We start from the raw sequence: 15656 nt of genomic DNA, 5'->3' as shown, positions 1-15656 counted from the left end.
GACAGAGCTTGTCCTTCCCATAATACTACTTTCCCAATATGTCCATTGTTCGATACGTTTCTTTCATAATTCCATAGGATCTCTTCAACCGTTCATTAAATGATGGTTCTTCCCACTTCTTCCAGCTATATATATATATGCATCTGACTCGTGAATCCGATTCTTATTTGTTTGAGGTAATGTTTGAGTGACCTTCCCTAGTTCTGTTGTTACTAATGCGAGTCGAATTCCACTTGTTTCATCACTGCCAGATAAACCACTTTCCCAGACATCACCCATTACTTCCTTTAAACTAGGGTCTTTCACATTCAAGAGCTGCCATGGAATCCTTCCTTCGATCCCTTTTCTATCATCACTAATGCTAACATCTGTTAATGAGTCGAATTCTTTACTATTTGGATTGGCGTTCCCAAACTTTAGTTTTCCTGTCTCGTAACTCGCAAATGGAATTACCTCTTTGGTAGTTGGAATTGTTAATTCCTTATTAAGAGCAAGCCTGATGGGATGAAATACACCATTATTCTTTTGATTGGCATACGGTTCCTCAGCAATCATCTTCAGAAGATGGGCGTACTGATAATAAAAGGCATCATAGTAACTATCGACCATGATACTTGAAGTCTCATGTCCTGTAAGACTTACTAAAAAATCAACTCCAAAGTCTGTTTTGATTGATATATGATCGTTTAATGGAATTTGGGTTTGGCCCTGTTGCTTAATAGAGTCAAGCAGAAGGAAGGTTCCTTGTCTGCGAAAATCAACTGGTCGATTATATTTTAACAGGAAATATAAATATCCATTGTCAGAGGTCAACCGAACTTCATTTAAAGTGTCCTTTTTATCTTTGCTAGGATAACTCTTCTTGACTCCCGATAATTCCCAATCCTTAGCATTTCCATCCACAATGATTTCTTTTTCTTTTTTCCCAGGTTCAAATTCTAATAAGCCAAAGTGCTGTTCATTTGTTTGCACGTTATTCCAAAATGGCCTCCGGTCGGGATTATCAAAATCCATGGTATTCCATGTTCGCTTAAACCATTCATCCTGCCAAGAGAAGACAAGCCCCCCCATATAGCCTTCTGATACAATCGATTCATATAAATGTTTATTTATATTTCCTTGTTCTTCTTCTGAATGAAATCCTTGGTTCATTCCATATGCATTTTTATGTGTTAACCCTCTTGAAGACGGAACACCAAATTCTGCAACAAGCACTGGCATTTGATGGACAGCACGCAGCTCATTTAAATAGCCAGCATAATTGTTTTTCTTCCCCGTTTCATCTACATAATTAAGGTATGACTTTTCATAGTTAAGAAAATCAGGATAATATGGATAGATATGATAGGAGGCAAATATTCCTGCAGAAAACTGTTTTGTTGCCTTAATATGATTTGGATTCACAGAAACCATATCTTCATTCTCCAGTGGTTCAGTGGGATGCTTCAACAAATCTGTTGTAACCCAGTTCGTAAAACTCATTGAATGCTGCCACTGGTAGTGTTTCACCTCATAATCAGCAGCATAATCCATTAAACCAGCGAGCCAAATTTCAAACGGATTAGCCCCTTCTGTTTTAAAGTATTTCCCTGTAAATTGACTAATTTTTGAATGCTTATCATTTGTGTTGGTGACCATGGCTGGATCCCATTCCGTGCCAACAATGATTCCCAGAATGTACTTCGAAATATCGTACTTATATTCACCTGACGCATGGCCAGGCCGGTCTGGAATGTTTGCTTTTCCATGGATTATATCTATCATATTTTTTATTTCCAGCTTCGCGTCGTCTAGATTTACTTTGGCAAAGGCATCTTGTGTGTGAATCAGATTCTCTTCATTAATCCATGTCCCATGGAATAAGAATAATGGCTTTTTTGCGATTTTGTTATATTCATGAAAGGCTTCATAAAATTGTGGTGGGTGGAGTGTGTAAATTCTTATCGCATTTGCGTTCATTTCACCAATTTCTTTAAACCATCGAAGGTATTCATCTTTGGTAATCGCCGTCTCCCCAGGAAAATAACCAGGTTTTCCTATCCCCATGTTTACACCCTTTATCAAAAGGTCTTCCCATTTCCCATCCTTCTGAATCTGAAGATAAGATTTCCCAGTTTTGCTGTTTGATTTAATACCATTCAGTTCGACAATGTCTACTTTTTCCTGTTGAGTTACCTGGTGTAATCCATACTTTAAAATATCCTTCATCATTGGTACATAAGTCCCCCAATAGAAAGAACCATTCGAACCAACATTCTTCTTCCAAGCATCCAAACCTTTGGTTTGATAAATTCCTGGAACATCAGTTTCATCTGCAAAATCCCCTGAAAAGTAATAGGAGGAATACCTAGCATTTTGATGATAAATCACGGCTGGGAAAGAAGTTGGAATCCCATATCCCTTCAATGTTTCTTTTGCTTCCTTAGTGATTGGCAGCTTATAGTCAGCCAATATTTCCTTATCATCTCTGGCATCAATAATATCGAACCAATAACTGTACTCTCCTTCTAACCTTTGTGTAAAATGTTTTTTTCCGTTTCTAGTCAATTCAAACAGAATACCATTGTTTTTAACATCTTTTTCTCCAATTATAACGATATAATTGTTTTTACTGACAAATACAAATCCTTTTCCAGTAAATGACCACTTTTTATTTTGCTTCTCATAATTCTCTCTTACCCATCCTGGTACCTCTGTACTATTAAGGTTGGAAAAATAGCGACCGATCCAGCCTGACCATTCTACATTAAGCAAATTCGAGATCTTAGCCTTCGACGATTCTGATGTAGGACTTGCAAACGTATTAAATTCTGCTATTAATGTTTTCCCTTTCGATTGAATAAGTTCTTTTTTTATTTGATTAACTTCATCTGTTTCAAGTCCACCATAAATTTTTGTAGAGTGTCTTCCTGATGGATTTTGTCCGTAAAACTCCTCTTTATATACTCCATATTGATCCGTTAAATAAATCACATCGTATTGTTTTAAATCCTTGGGTAATGAAGTGATCGAATATTTCTTTCCTTCCTTTGGTTCAAATCCTTTATAATCCTCCGTAAATGAATAAGGTTTTTTTCCATCCTTAAAATATTTTGCATTATTTAATATCCAAACCAAACCTTTATGTTCCCGATATGAAGGATTCGGAACCGTTTTATCAACAATCAACACATTTAAATGTTTCACAGGTTGAATTTGCCATAGCCAAAAGGGGCAGGTGATAATAATTAAAAAAAGAACGGTATACATGATTAAATTAATTGGCTTTTTCATTCGGAAACACCTTTTCTTTTCATTTCTCCCCAACTTCGATCACCGATTATCATCTGCCAAATTCCCTCACATCTCCAAAACACCGTTAACGGCCTGTACCAAATGGTTTCTGTTAAGGAATATAAAAATAACTTCATGATATCTGATACTTTTGGATACCTTGTTAGACTCCATTCTTCCAAGAGAACCGATGTCATTGAAAAAATAGAACCATATATACAGGAGAGAAGAAATAACAAAATGGCAAATTCTATATAGATCCCCCCAAGTAATAAACAAAGGATCATAAACAGGTATCCTAAACACTCAATGACTGGCCCGAAAAATTCGACAATCCAAAAGTAAGGGAAAGAAATCAAACCAATTGAACCGTATTTAGGGTTAAATGTGATCTTCCTATGTGTCCATAAGCTTTCCAGCAGTCCCCTATGCCACCGTCTCCTCTGCCTGCGAAGGAAGGTCACATCCTCAGGAACCTCTGTCCAACATACAGGATCTGGAACATAGACAATCTTTTTCTTTATTTTTTTTTCCCTTAAGAGTCGATGGATTCTAACAACTAATTCCATATCTTCCCCGACGGTATCTGTTTTATAACCTCCCGCTGCAATCACCCATTGCTTTGAAAAAACTCCAAATGCTCCTGAGATAATTAATAGAAGATTGTGCCGGCTCAAGCCAATTCTTCCCATTAAAAAGGCACGTAAATATTCGATGATTTGCATAACAACTAAAGGTTTATTCGATAAACCGATTTTTTGGATATGACCATTTTTGATTTGGCATCCGTTCGCAATTCGAACACTTCCACCCGAGGCAATCACTTCTTCATTTGAATCAATTATTGGTTTCATCACCTTTAAAAATGCATCCTGTTCAAGAACAGAATCGCCATCTAACGAACAAAAATAAGGGTAATGGGAAAAGTTAAGACCCACATTAAGGGCATCCGCCTTTCCCCCATTCTCCTTATCAATAAGAAACAAATTCGATAAAATAGCTGATTGATAAATCCTGCCTATTGGTTTTGTATCCACTTGCCTTCTTACTACTTTTTTTATTTCCTTCATATCATAGTGCTCGATTACTTTTGCAAGTGTTTGGTCGGTTGATCCATCGTTCACTACAATCACTTCATATGTTGGATAATCTACACTTAATAAAGAACGCACACTTTGAATAATACCTGCTTCTTCATTGTAAGCAGGAACAATAATTGAAACAGGTTTGGTATAAAATTCATCCGCATAATCCTCATATGCCTGAACTCTGTCAAGTTGATATTCCTTCCGCAACTGAAAAAAAGAGATCATCAAGATAACAGAGTAAAATGAAATGACAATAACCATATATACAGCGATAAACCAAGCAAAAAGCGTTACAACATTTCCCCACTCTAAAATTGCCATTTTCTATACCCCTTTATGAAGCCATTCCCATGCCATATCCTTAGCAAATACATCCTTCGAAGTTTCTAACACTTCCTGTAAGATCTGGTGACCATTTGGAAATTGGCAGATAGCCTCTCCGGCCTGGGACCGAACCCACCACATTTGGTCATGCAAAAGCTCGATTAATCTTGATATCCCTCTTACTTCTTTTAATGAACCAATAAGTTTGGCAGCAATCATTCTTTCTTCCCATTTACTAGAATAGAGTAGTTCTAAGTAGGGGTCTGTATTTTTCACATTGCCCACATTCGATAATGCCTTTAAGGCTCGGAGCCTGATTTCACCTTTATAGACTGAAAAGATATTCTCAAGGAAAGGAAGATAATTTAATTCCTTTTTTATTGAAATTACCTCTAAGATGGCTTTTTGTAACGGCTGACTGCTCTTATGAAAATGAAGAATAAACTTTTCAAATTGCTTCTGCTCGAGGTGGACTAATATCGTACGGTATTCAAATTCAGAGAAATTCTGGTAACGGGTTATTAACAGGTCAAATAAAGATTCATGTTGAAATAATGCAAGGATTCTTAATGAATGAATAAGTTCTGCGTGGGAGAGCTTTTTTTTCTTTGTTAGCATGTAGATTTCATCGTTCAGGAGAGTTAATTTGAAATCTTCAATATGATAGAGAGTATTCATACGTTTACTCCACCTTTTACTATTCAGTTGCTTGCGATACCTCTCTAATAGATACATTGATGCAAGTTCTGTTAATCGTGACTTTTCCTCCTCACCCTCTAAAATTTTGCTGTACCTGCTTAAAAGTTCCTCGATGGCTTTCTGTTCAAGAACTGATTTCGGATTCAGCCCCCTAGAGTATCCGCCTTCTATAAGCATTGTAAAAAGTTTCGTATTATTATTTTCTATATATTGTTCAATTGCCTTCCGTTTTTTAATTTCTAGTGCTTTTCTTATCGTTAAGTATATTAATAAAACCAATAACAACCCTAGAATGGTTATCGTTAGAATTGTTAAGAAAAATAACTCATTCTTCATCATGCAATTTCATCCTCTTGATTAACCTTTCAATCCTAGCTTGAAGTTCTTTAATACTAAAAGGTTTCGTGATATAATCATCCGCTCCTAGCATTAATGCCCTTTCAATGTCCGTTTCCCTTTTTCTCCCAGTCAACATAAGGACATAGATATTTCTTCCACCATCTATTTTTTTTACTTTCTGCAAGATTTCGATACCATCCATAACAGGCATAATACCGTCAAGTATTAAAAAATGTATGCCCTTTTCTTCTAAACGTTTTGATTCAAAGAATTGTTGTCCATTTTCAAATGTTTCAATGTCTAATTCAAAATGATAAAAAGCCATTCCCTTAAGTATCCTTATTAACATGGTTCGAATAATCGCATCGTCATCAATGACCGAAACGAACAAGGTTTCTTTTTTATCTATATTATTTAAATCCATAACTACCTACTTCCTGACTGACGAGCCTTTAAGTATGTATGAAAACAGCCCTTTCCTGTTTTTGATTCATACAATTACTATTCCCATATTTTCAACAGATTTTAAGTATTTAAAGTTTATAATTAATAATTCCATGTGTCACGCGAAAAACACAGAAAAAGTCGAAAAACAATAAAATTTGTCGAATTTCCTTGAAATCTAAACACAAAAAAGGACCCAAAAATTGGATCCTAAGCTCCCTATTTATAATAGGTTTTTAACTTTATTTGTACAATTGTCCATTGCTGTCATGATTGATCCCCGAAATTGCTTTTCCTCTAAGGTAACAACTGCTTCTATTGTTGCCCCTCCTGGTGTACACACATTATCTTTGAGTTCACCAGGATGTTTTCCGGTTTCAAGGACCATTTTTGCAGCCCCAAGAACAGCTTGAGCAGCTAGTCGATATGCTTTATTCCTTGGTATTCCTTGCCTTACTCCACCATCTGCCATAGCTTCAATAAGCATATACACATATGCCGGGGAGGAACCGCTGATAGCTGGAACGGCATCCATAAGCTTCTCTTCTAGCCTTTCGGTCTTTCCAAAGGTCTGGAACAAGTGCTCTACCTCAATAATTTCATTTTCAGTAAGGTAATCATTCGCACAGATTACACTCATGCCCTCCCCAACTAAAGATGGAGTATTAGGCATTGTTCTAATCGTCTTTATCTGAAAACCAAATGACTTCTCAATATCCATTAAGGTAATACCAGCAGCAATCGTTACAATGATTACATTTTGTTTTATATCGTTTTTGATTTCCTCGATGATAGTTGCATATAGACCTGGTTTCACCGCAATAATAAGGATGTCAGCAAACCTTGCAACATCTCCATTATTTAATGTTGTGCATATATCAAACTTTTGTTTGATTACTTTTGTTGTATCTTCAGTGTTAGCACTTACCAAAATTTTCTCTTTTGGAATCGTTAAAGATTTAACCATTCCTTCGATCATGGCCTGCGCCATTTTTCCTGCCCCAATAAAACCTATTTTCTTTTTCACTTGAATCTCCTCACCTATTTATACATCTCATTCTCCAATACAATGATGTTTTCTGCAAAAGTTGTTTTCCCTATTTCTTTTGTATTTTCCACCAACCTGTATATATTATCACAACATTGTTTAGCACCTATAACTAATAACGGTACTCCAATAAAATCAATTTTTAACCCCCTTGAGAACATTCCGCCCATAGTCATGGCAAAAGGAACAGTTGGTGAAGTATTGGAGAAGACAATTTTTTCATCAAATTCAAATTTTTCTTGCAGCAATAAACTCATCTCTTTTAATGCAGGGACCACATATTTGTTTCTTTTGCGTCCAATCGTATAAACAGAGTTTCCATCTTCATCCATTCCATGGAAAATGATCTTACCAAAATCTGCTTTTGTTAATTTATTGAAATATTTCACATTTAAAATCTCTTCTTTTGTCAGTTTTCTTTCAGATTGTGGTAATTGTTTTAAATGGTAGGCCGCTGCTAAGGAAGTTGTATGAGTTCCGCCATAGTCATTATAGATATAAATCATGGAATCATCCTTTATTTTTGCTATGTATATTATGGTCTATTTTAATGTTTCCAATTCAAGGTAATTTTCGCACTAAAAAAGAAGTTTATCTCCATTGGATAAACTTCTCGAATACTTATTTATTTAAATCCTTTGGGGAAAAAGCTCCAGGGAGTAGATCTTTTACAAGGATTTTTTGAACATCACCTTTTAAATTTGTTAGCACAACTTCCATTTCTGCATCACAAAGTTCAGAAATAACCTGACGGCAAGCTCCACAAGGTGAAACCGGACCCTCAGTATCCGCCACAACTACGAGTGAAGCAAATTGTGTAATCCCTTCAGAATAAGCCTTAAACAAAGCAGTTCGCTCTGCACAGTTAGTCATACTATAAGCAGCATTTTCAATATTGCAGCCATGAAATACTTGGCCATCCTTTGATAATAAAGCGGCACCCACTTTGAAATTAGAGTAGGGTACATAAGCATGCTCTCTAGCTTTATTTGCTTCTGCAATTAAGTCTTTCTTTTCCATCATGTTCACACTCCGCCAAGGAATTTTATTGCTGAACTAATTTAGTAATCCACTCAAGAAGCACACCGCCAAAGTACACCCCGAAAACACCGACAACTGCTGAGAATACTGGGGGAGCAGGTATTGGAAGCTTTAAAAATTTAAACAACATACCAACTATTAAACCGGCAATTAAAGCCATTATTACGTCTCTCATCGAATTAACCTCACAATTGATTATTTAGTAATTGCTTAAGGATAGCTCACCTTTACTAATTGATACGCCAGAACTTGCACCAATTCTAGTCGCTCCTGCTTCAACCATTGCGAGTGCATCTTCACGGCTGCGAACCCCACCTGAAGCTTTCACACCAATTTCTGGACCCACGGTTTGACGCATCAAGCGAATATCCTCGACAGTGGCTCCGCCTGTTGAAAAACCTGTAGATGTTTTTACATAGTCTGCCCCAGCTTTTACAGAAATTTCGCATGCTCTAATTTTTTCTTCTTTTGTTAACAGGCAAGTTTCGATGATAACCTTCACCAATGCTTTCCCTTTAGCAGCCTCGACAACAGCAAGGATATCTCTTTCCACCAAGTCATCTTGCTTATCTTTTAAAGCACCAATATTAATTACCATATCGATTTCATCTGCTCCATTTTCAATCGCATTTTTTGTTTCAAATGCTTTAGTTTCAGGAGTAGCTGTTCCAAGAGGAAAACCAATGACGGTACATACTTTCACTTCAGGAGTTTCAGCAAGCATATCAGCTGCTGTTCGAACCCAAGTGGGATTCACACACACCGACGCAAATAAATATTCCTTTGCCTCTTCCACTAGCTTTACAATTTCTTCTTTTGTTGCATCAGCCTTTAATAATGTATGGTCAATCATTCCTACTACATTCTGTGTCATATTCTTCGTCTCCCTTATCATGAAATTATATATAAATGTTTAAGTCAATTATCACAATGTAACTATATCAAACAATATGAACATTTGTAAATACATTTATGAACAAACGTAAAATTTTTTCCTTCTGTTTATATTTAGTTTTTATCTAGCAAGAATTGTGCTGTAAACTGGTCCGTAACAAGCACGTTTGCATACCCGCCTTTTAATGCCCCAAATATTCCCTCAATTTTATTGGGTCCTCCTGCTACAAGAATGGAATAATCCTTTTTCTTTAGATCATCTAAATTTACTCCAAGTGTTCTTTCATTTAGACTCTCGTTACAAACTTCCCCGTTTTCATCAAAGAAACGGGAGCAAATATCACCCACAGCTTTTCCATATAGGGACTCTAGGTCACTCTCTGTAAAATAGCCTAATTGAAATAGTAAGGAATCTGTTTTAATTGTTCCGATGGTAAATAGAGCAATATTCGCCTGACTACCTAGGTCAAGGATTTTTCGGATATGACGATCAGCCTCCATTGCCTGTTTTACAACGACATGGTCCACTATCGCTGGAAGAGGAAGATTGTGTGGTGTAGTATGAAATGCCTTTCCAAAAAGATATAAAATCTCTGATGCATACGTATTTGTTTCAGCGTGGCTGACACCACCCTTTAGTTGGACAACTTTTACCCCTTTAACAAATTTCTGTTTTAATTCAATGGCAATATGGTAGAGGGTGGTTCCCCATGTTACACCAATTATGTCATCATCCTTAACAATTTGATCTAGATAAATGGCGGCTTTTTCTCCTAGATAATTTTTTATAATATGGTCTTCATATTGTGGAATTGAAGCGACAACCGCCTTCTTCAGATTGAATTTTTTTTCAAGTTGTCCTGCAAGATTCTCAACATCTTCCGTCGGATCCATTATATTAATCTGGACAATTCCCTCACTTTTTGCCTGTTGGAGTAAACGCGACACAGTGGGACGGGAAACACCTAGTTTCTTAGCAATTTCGTTTTGATTATAATCCAACAGATAATAGAGCTTGGCTGCTTCAATAACTTTAGTTAACTTTTCACGATCCACTATTATCACCTTATTGTTTATTATTTTACTTTTATTGTAACAAAAAAATGAAACAATATCACTTTTATTTAACATTTGTAAAATACAATATGAATATTATTTCAATTATTCACACGAGGCTAAGCCAGGAACATGAATTTTCAGCCTCTTTAATGGGGAACAATTATTATGAGAGGTGGCGATATTGTGCAGAAATTAGGTGAACTTATTTACGAAAAGCGAAAATGGGTTCTGGTAAGTTGGAGTCTCATTATTTTACTATTAGGTTTGTTTGCATTAAAACTGCCAAGCGTTCTTAGTGGAAATGGTTTTGAATATAACGGAGAATATAATAAAACACGCAACCTTCTCGAGCAAGATTTTGGATATGCAAAATCCTCCATTATTCTTGTTTTTGAAAAAGACAAAGCCATTAGTGATGAAGATTTCAGACAATTCATTTTAAACAATTTTGAAAACTTAGCAGGCTTTGATGCTGCACAGCAAATTATTTCCCCTTTGGAACGAGAAGGAATGATGAAAACACAATATGCCTATGGTCTTCTTACTTTTAACAAAAAAGCTGAAAACCTTGGGGCAGAAATCAACCTATTAAAGACTCTACTAGTAAATAAAAAGGGCCTAAAGGTCACAATGACTGGCGAGCCTATTATTGTCCAAGACCTTAATACTGCAAGCCAAGAAGATTTAGCAAAAGCGGAAATGATCGGTCTGCCAATTGCGTTAGTGGTTCTTATTCTTGCTTTTGGAGGTCTTATTGCGGCATCACTCCCGATTGTTATTGGCGTAGTTTCTATATTATGTACAATGGGAACTGTTTACTTTTTTAGCTATCGTGCTGATTTAACAATCTTTATTTTAAATATTGTTCCGATGATCGGGTTAGCGTTAAGTATTGATTTTGCCTTGTTATTTATTAATCGATATAAAGAAGAAGTGAAAACAAAGTCTATAAAGGATGCTCTTGAGATAACAGTTTCTACTGCCGGTCGTTCGATTATCTTTTCTGGAATTTGTGTTTTTATTGGTCTATCTGCATTGTGGTTTATCAAAATCGATATTTTTCAGAATGTTGCGCTTGGTGGAATGACTGTTGTGTTCATTTCTGCGGTATGTGCCTTAACCTTTCTTCCTGCGCTGCTAGGTGTTTTGGGAACTAAAATTAATAAATTTAGTATTTTACCCGCTGTGGACAAGCAAACGAAAAGTTTTTGGCACCAGTTTGCTAAATTTGTCATGAAACGACCTATTCTTATGTCAGTAGCAGCCCTTGCAATTCTTTTAGCAGGATTGATTCCTGTTAAACAAATGGTTTTAGCGATCCCTGGTACAGAATCCCTGCCGCCAAATTACCCTTCAAGAACTGCCTTAGAGATCTATAAAGACCATTTTGTTGCTAAAGAAAAGCGAGATGAAAAAAAAGTCGTCGTGATCCTGGAATCAAGTGGTAACATTCTTGATTTGAATAACCTAAAAAAAGTGAATAACGTGATTAAAAACATTGAAAACGATGAACTGGTGAATACCGTTCATTCACCCTTTTCAGCAACTGGAATAAAGGATGTAAACCAGCTTTATCAAATACTCACCTCCGGGAAAACAACAATGGCATCTCCAATTATCGACTACTTTATAAGAGATAATAAAATGCTCTTAGAGGTATATTTAAAAACTGGTGAACATTCTGCTAAAGCAAGACAATGGGTAAGTGACTGGTCTAATAAGGATCTAGGTTTAAACGCTTCCTTCGGCGGATCGATAAAATTCGAGCAAGAAATTTTTTCTGAAATCTACCAAAAAGCACCAGACGGACTTTTATTGATTGTTCTTTCGACTTTTGTCATTTTAATGGCAGCATTCCGCTCCATTCTTATACCATTGAAAGCAATTGTAATGAATATCTTAAGCCTGAGCTGCACCTTTGGGATCCTAGTCTGGATTTTCCAGCAAGGGCATTTTGGTGTCAAACCTGTAGATATTGCATTAATTTTACCTGTATTTGTTTTTACTCTTGTTTTTGGACTATCGATGGATTACGAAGTGTTCCTTATCTCAAGAATTCAAGAATTTTACTTAAAAACTGGAGATAATAGTGAAGCGACTATATTTGGTTTGACTTATACTAGTAAAATTATCACTTCAGCGGCTGCCATTATGATTGTCGTCACGGGTGCATTTGCCTTTACCGGCGTCATGCCTGTTAAGCAGCTAGGTGTAGGAATTGCTATAGCAATATTTATTGATGCAACCATAGTGAGGATGGTGCTAGTTCCAGCTCTCATGAAACTACTTGGCGATTGGAACTGGTGGTTTTTTGGCATCAAATATAAAAAACGGCATATGACTAACAAAAAGCCAGCCTGATTTAAAATACAGGCTGACTTTTTTGTATTTCACACTCTAACTAGCAGCTCTTAACATTGTTCCTCTTAGATGTTCTATTTCCATTGTAATTGAAAATGATTTTCAATTAAGTGAACCTGATCACATTTTATATTATGGTCCCTTTATCATAATTCTAGTTAGATAACGAATACTAAGAAAACCTTTAATGCAAGATTATGAAGGAGGTATTCTAATTGAACAAAAAAACGCTTATTTTCCTTATCATTCTCTCACTTTTTGAGTTCTCTCATCCTGCCTTATCGTTTAAGGCTGCAACTGTACATCCACTGCCAGGTGTAGTTGATTTACGTATCCTAGAAACTACTGATTTGCACGCATCTTTAGTCAACTATGACTATTACCAAACAAGAGTAGACAACCGAATTGGCCTCGTCAAAACAGCGACACTGATCAAGAAGGCAAGGAAGGAAGTACAAAATTCTTTATTATTTGACGATGGAGATCATCTGAAGGGAAATCCTCTTGGAGAATATTTAGCGAGAATTCGAGGAATACGTAAGGGAAAACTTCATCCGGTTTATCGTGCCTTTAATTATTTACATTATGATGCCGTTGCCATTGGTAATCATGAATTTAATTACGGGTTAGAATTCTTAAATGCCGCCGTGAAAGGCGCAAAGATGCCCGTCCTTAATGCCAATGTTTTCTCTGTTAAAAAGAAAAAGCCATACTTTACTCCGTATGTTATTTTGAAAAGAAAAGTGGTTGATCAGAATGGGAGAAAACATCATTTAAAAATTGGGGTAATAGCATTTATGCCGACACAAATCATGAAATGGGATAAGGCAAATCTTGAAGGTAAAGTTATGGCTAAACCCATTGTTGATACTGCAAAAGAATTTATCCCAATCATGAAATCAAAAGGAGCAGATATCATTGTCGCCCTTGCCCATACAGGAATCAGTTACGGAACATATAGCGCTGAATCGGAAAATGCTGTTTATTATTTATCAAAAATCCCTGGCATCGATGTCATTTTGGCAGGGCATTCTCATAATGTCTTTCCAAGTTCTGTGTATAAAAACTCTCCTGATACTAACATCGAAACGGGACAAATTAATGGTAAACCTGTTGTAATGGCAGGGGCCTTTGGAAATCATCTTGGAATTATTGATCTCAGATTAAAAAAAACAAATGGCCAATGGGGCATATTAAAAGGGACTTCCTTCACAAGACCCATTGTTAATGATGCTGGGACATCCCTCGTTAAGAGAGATAAACGTCTTTATCAGTTAGTTAACCCAGAGCATCAGGAAACTGTTGATTTTATTAATAAATTAGGGCTTTAATAATTAAAACTTTCTTTACATTCAAAGTTTAGTTAATTAAAATAAAGTTAAAAATATAAATGGTGATTTTATTTGGGGGAGTCTGTCACACAGGCTCCTTTTTGTCATTTTTTAAATGGAACCATTTAAAAACTTGGGAGAAGAGGTTATTACATGTCAACTCAAGCATTAATCGCACTTGGTGTATTTTTAATTACCTATGCCTTTATCGTCACTGAAAAGATTCATCGAACGATCATTGCCATGTGCGGCGGAATTATGATGGTATTACTAGGAATTGTCGGGCAGGAAAAGGCGCTTCACCATATCGACTTCAATACACTCGGATTATTGACCGGTATGATGATCATTGTTGCGATCACTTCTGAGACTGGATTGTTCAAATACATAGCGATTTGGTCAGCAAAAAAAGTGAAAGGTGATCCATTAAAAATATTGTTGGTGCTCGGAATTATTACAGCCTTGGGGTCAGCCTTTTTAGATAATGTAACAACGGTACTATTAATGGTTCCAGTTACTTTCAGTATCACGAGACAATTACGGGTTAATCCGATTCCCTTTTTAATAACCGAAGTAATTGCCTCGAATATAGGCGGTACCTCTACACTGATTGGCGACCCTCCGAATATCATGCTCGGCAGCGCCGTAAAAGAACTTACCTTTATGGCCTTTATTAATAATCTAACAGCGATATCATTCTTTATTCTATTTGTTAATATTGCGATCCTAGCATTTATTTATCGGAAACAGCTTCGAACAACAGATGACTTAAAGGCCAATTTAATGGACCTAGATGAAAAGGAAGAAATAACAGATACCAAGTTACTAGTTAAATCGTTAACTGCTCTCTCGCTAACGATTTTGGGGTTTTTCCTGCATCAACTTTTTCATATTGAATCTGCTACCGTCGCGTTAGCTGGTGCTTTCCTCCTGCTTCTATTAACTGGAGAAAAGTATTTAGATAAAGCATTTTTAAAAGTAGAATGGACAACTATATTCTTCTTTATCGGCCTTTTTGTATTGGTATCAGGATTGATAGAGACAGGGGTAATTTCGTTATTAGCAGATTACTCTGTACACCTAACTGGAGGGGATGTTACATCCACATCAATATTAATACTCTGGGTTAGCGCGATTGCCTCAGCTTTTATTGATAACATTCCGTTTGTTGCCACCATGATTCCAATGATCAAAGATATGGGGGAACTTGGCGTTACTAATTTAGAACCTCTTTGGTGGAGTTTATCTTTAGGGGCATGTCTAGGTGGAAATGGTACATTAATTGGTGCGAGTGCCAATGTGATTGTGGCGGGTCTTGCTGCGAAGGAAGGCTATCCGATTACATTTGGAAAATTCATGTTGATTGCTTTTCCATTAATGATTTTATCCATTATTATTTGTACGGTTTACATATATTTAAGATATCTCATTTAGGAGGGTTATGATGAAAGTAGAGTATAAATATAACGAACAGTTTCTCGAGCTAAAGGAAACCCCTAACGGCGAGGATTTTGAATTCACCCTTACTTTGGTTGATAACAAATGGAAGAAAAAAATCGAAGAAATTCGTGAGTATTTTGATACAAACAACATCCTAACTGATATCCATTTTTATATTCATCCGAATAATAGGTTTCAAATAATCGTTAGAAAAGACTTTTATAATGAATTTATCATTCAGTTGTTTAAGCAACAAATAGTGGAAAAGATTAAATGGGTTTAAAAAGGAGGCTGCCATTATTCTGAATGGCAGCC

The 15656-nt window shown here is 36.2% G+C and carries 14 protein-coding genes; 4 read left to right on the top strand and 10 right to left on the bottom strand.

The window, feature by feature from the left end; genetic code table 11:
• Positions 1-84: 84 nt before the first annotated feature.
• The 10 genes from COJ96_RS06320 to COJ96_RS06275 form a co-directional block, all read right to left on the bottom strand.
• The gene (locus COJ96_RS06320) at positions 85-3273 is read right to left on the bottom strand and encodes a hypothetical protein (protein WP_306460583.1); all 3189 of its coding nucleotides are present in this window, start codon (positions 3271-3273) and stop codon (positions 85-87) included.
• Positions 3270-4682, bottom strand: a complete 1413-nt coding sequence (locus COJ96_RS06315; RefSeq protein WP_098572114.1) for a glycosyltransferase family 2 protein — start codon at positions 4680-4682, stop codon at positions 3270-3272. The genes COJ96_RS06320 and COJ96_RS06315 overlap by 4 nt, the downstream gene beginning before the upstream one ends.
• Before the next feature lie 3 nt (positions 4683-4685).
• Positions 4686-5723, bottom strand: coding sequence for a HEAT repeat domain-containing protein (locus COJ96_RS06310; protein WP_098572113.1), 1038 nt, complete (start codon positions 5721-5723; stop codon positions 4686-4688).
• Positions 5710-6147 (bottom strand): response regulator, encoded by a 438-nt coding sequence (locus COJ96_RS06305; RefSeq protein ID WP_098572112.1) that lies wholly within the window; start codon positions 6145-6147, stop codon positions 5710-5712. The genes COJ96_RS06310 and COJ96_RS06305 overlap by 14 nt, the downstream gene beginning before the upstream one ends.
• A 243-nt stretch (positions 6148-6390) precedes the next feature.
• Positions 6391-7194, bottom strand: coding sequence for a pyrroline-5-carboxylate reductase (proC, locus tag COJ96_RS06300; RefSeq protein ID WP_098572111.1), 804 nt, complete (start codon positions 7192-7194; stop codon positions 6391-6393).
• A 14-nt stretch (positions 7195-7208) separates the two neighbouring features.
• Positions 7209-7721 (bottom strand): DUF3189 family protein, encoded by a 513-nt coding sequence (locus COJ96_RS06295; RefSeq protein ID WP_098572110.1) that lies wholly within the window; start codon positions 7719-7721, stop codon positions 7209-7211.
• Between the two features lie 115 nt (positions 7722-7836).
• Positions 7837-8235, bottom strand: coding sequence for a cytidine deaminase (locus tag COJ96_RS06290; RefSeq protein ID WP_098572202.1), 399 nt, complete (start codon positions 8233-8235; stop codon positions 7837-7839).
• A gap of 25 nt (positions 8236-8260) precedes the next feature.
• Positions 8261-8431: a XapX domain-containing protein gene (locus COJ96_RS06285; RefSeq protein ID WP_098572109.1), complete on the bottom strand. Its 171-nt coding sequence runs from the start codon at positions 8429-8431 to the stop codon at positions 8261-8263.
• 24 nt (positions 8432-8455) lie between these two features.
• Positions 8456-9130 (bottom strand): deoxyribose-phosphate aldolase, encoded by a 675-nt coding sequence (gene deoC / locus COJ96_RS06280; protein ID WP_098572108.1) that lies wholly within the window; start codon positions 9128-9130, stop codon positions 8456-8458.
• Between the two features lie 134 nt (positions 9131-9264).
• The gene (locus tag COJ96_RS06275) at positions 9265-10206 is read right to left on the bottom strand and encodes a DNA-binding transcriptional repressor DeoR (RefSeq protein WP_098572107.1); all 942 of its coding nucleotides are present in this window, start codon (positions 10204-10206) and stop codon (positions 9265-9267) included.
• A gap of 186 nt (positions 10207-10392) precedes the next feature.
• Between COJ96_RS06275 and COJ96_RS06270 the strand changes: the two genes are divergently transcribed.
• The 4 genes from COJ96_RS06270 to COJ96_RS06255 all read left to right on the top strand — a co-directional run bounded on the left by COJ96_RS06270 (position 10393) and on the right by COJ96_RS06255 (position 15624).
• Positions 10393-12570, top strand: coding sequence for an MMPL family transporter (locus COJ96_RS06270; RefSeq protein WP_257148450.1), 2178 nt, complete (start codon positions 10393-10395; stop codon positions 12568-12570).
• Between the two features lie 215 nt (positions 12571-12785).
• Entirely contained in the window at positions 12786-13901 is a 1116-nt protein-coding gene (locus COJ96_RS06265) for a metallophosphoesterase (protein WP_098572105.1), read from the top strand.
• A gap of 153 nt (positions 13902-14054) precedes the next feature.
• On the top strand, positions 14055-15335 hold the full coding sequence (locus COJ96_RS06260; protein WP_098572104.1) for an ArsB/NhaD family transporter: 1281 nt from the start codon (positions 14055-14057) through the stop codon (positions 15333-15335).
• A 10-nt stretch (positions 15336-15345) separates the two neighbouring features.
• The gene (locus tag COJ96_RS06255) at positions 15346-15624 is read left to right on the top strand and encodes a hypothetical protein (RefSeq protein ID WP_098572103.1); all 279 of its coding nucleotides are present in this window, start codon (positions 15346-15348) and stop codon (positions 15622-15624) included.
• Positions 15625-15656: the final 32 nt, after the last annotated feature.

Origin of the sequence: Bacillus sp. AFS073361 (assembly GCF_002567005.1) — a bacterium.
GTDB lineage: Bacteria > Bacillota > Bacilli > Bacillales > Cytobacillaceae > Neobacillus.
This window is presented reverse-complemented; position numbering and strand designations above follow the sequence as displayed.

What these genes read in the sequence shown, in the direction of transcription:
- COJ96_RS06320 (WP_306460583.1), bottom strand. Translation starts at nt 3,273, where the DNA reads ATGAAAAAGCCAATTAATTTAATCATGTATACCGTTCTTTTTTTAATT.
- COJ96_RS06315 (WP_098572114.1), bottom strand. Translation starts at nt 4,682, where the DNA reads ATGGCAATTTTAGAGTGGGGAAATGTTGTAACGCTTTTTGCTTGGTTT.
- COJ96_RS06310 (WP_098572113.1), bottom strand. Translation starts at nt 5,723, where the DNA reads ATGATGAAGAATGAGTTATTTTTCTTAACAATTCTAACGATAACCATT.
- COJ96_RS06305 (WP_098572112.1), bottom strand. Translation starts at nt 6,147, where the DNA reads ATGGATTTAAATAATATAGATAAAAAAGAAACCTTGTTCGTTTCGGTC.
- COJ96_RS06295 (WP_098572110.1), bottom strand. Translation starts at nt 7,721, where the DNA reads ATGATTTATATCTATAATGACTATGGCGGAACTCATACAACTTCCTTA.
- COJ96_RS06290 (WP_098572202.1), bottom strand. Translation starts at nt 8,235, where the DNA reads ATGGAAAAGAAAGACTTAATTGCAGAAGCAAATAAAGCTAGAGAGCAT.
- COJ96_RS06285 (WP_098572109.1), bottom strand. Translation starts at nt 8,431, where the DNA reads ATGAGAGACGTAATAATGGCTTTAATTGCCGGTTTAATAGTTGGTATG.
- deoC (WP_098572108.1), bottom strand. Translation starts at nt 9,130, where the DNA reads ATGACACAGAATGTAGTAGGAATGATTGACCATACATTATTAAAGGCT.
- COJ96_RS06260 (WP_098572104.1), top strand. Translation starts at nt 14,055, where the DNA reads ATGTCAACTCAAGCATTAATCGCACTTGGTGTATTTTTAATTACCTAT.
- COJ96_RS06255 (WP_098572103.1), top strand. Translation starts at nt 15,346, where the DNA reads ATGAAAGTAGAGTATAAATATAACGAACAGTTTCTCGAGCTAAAGGAA.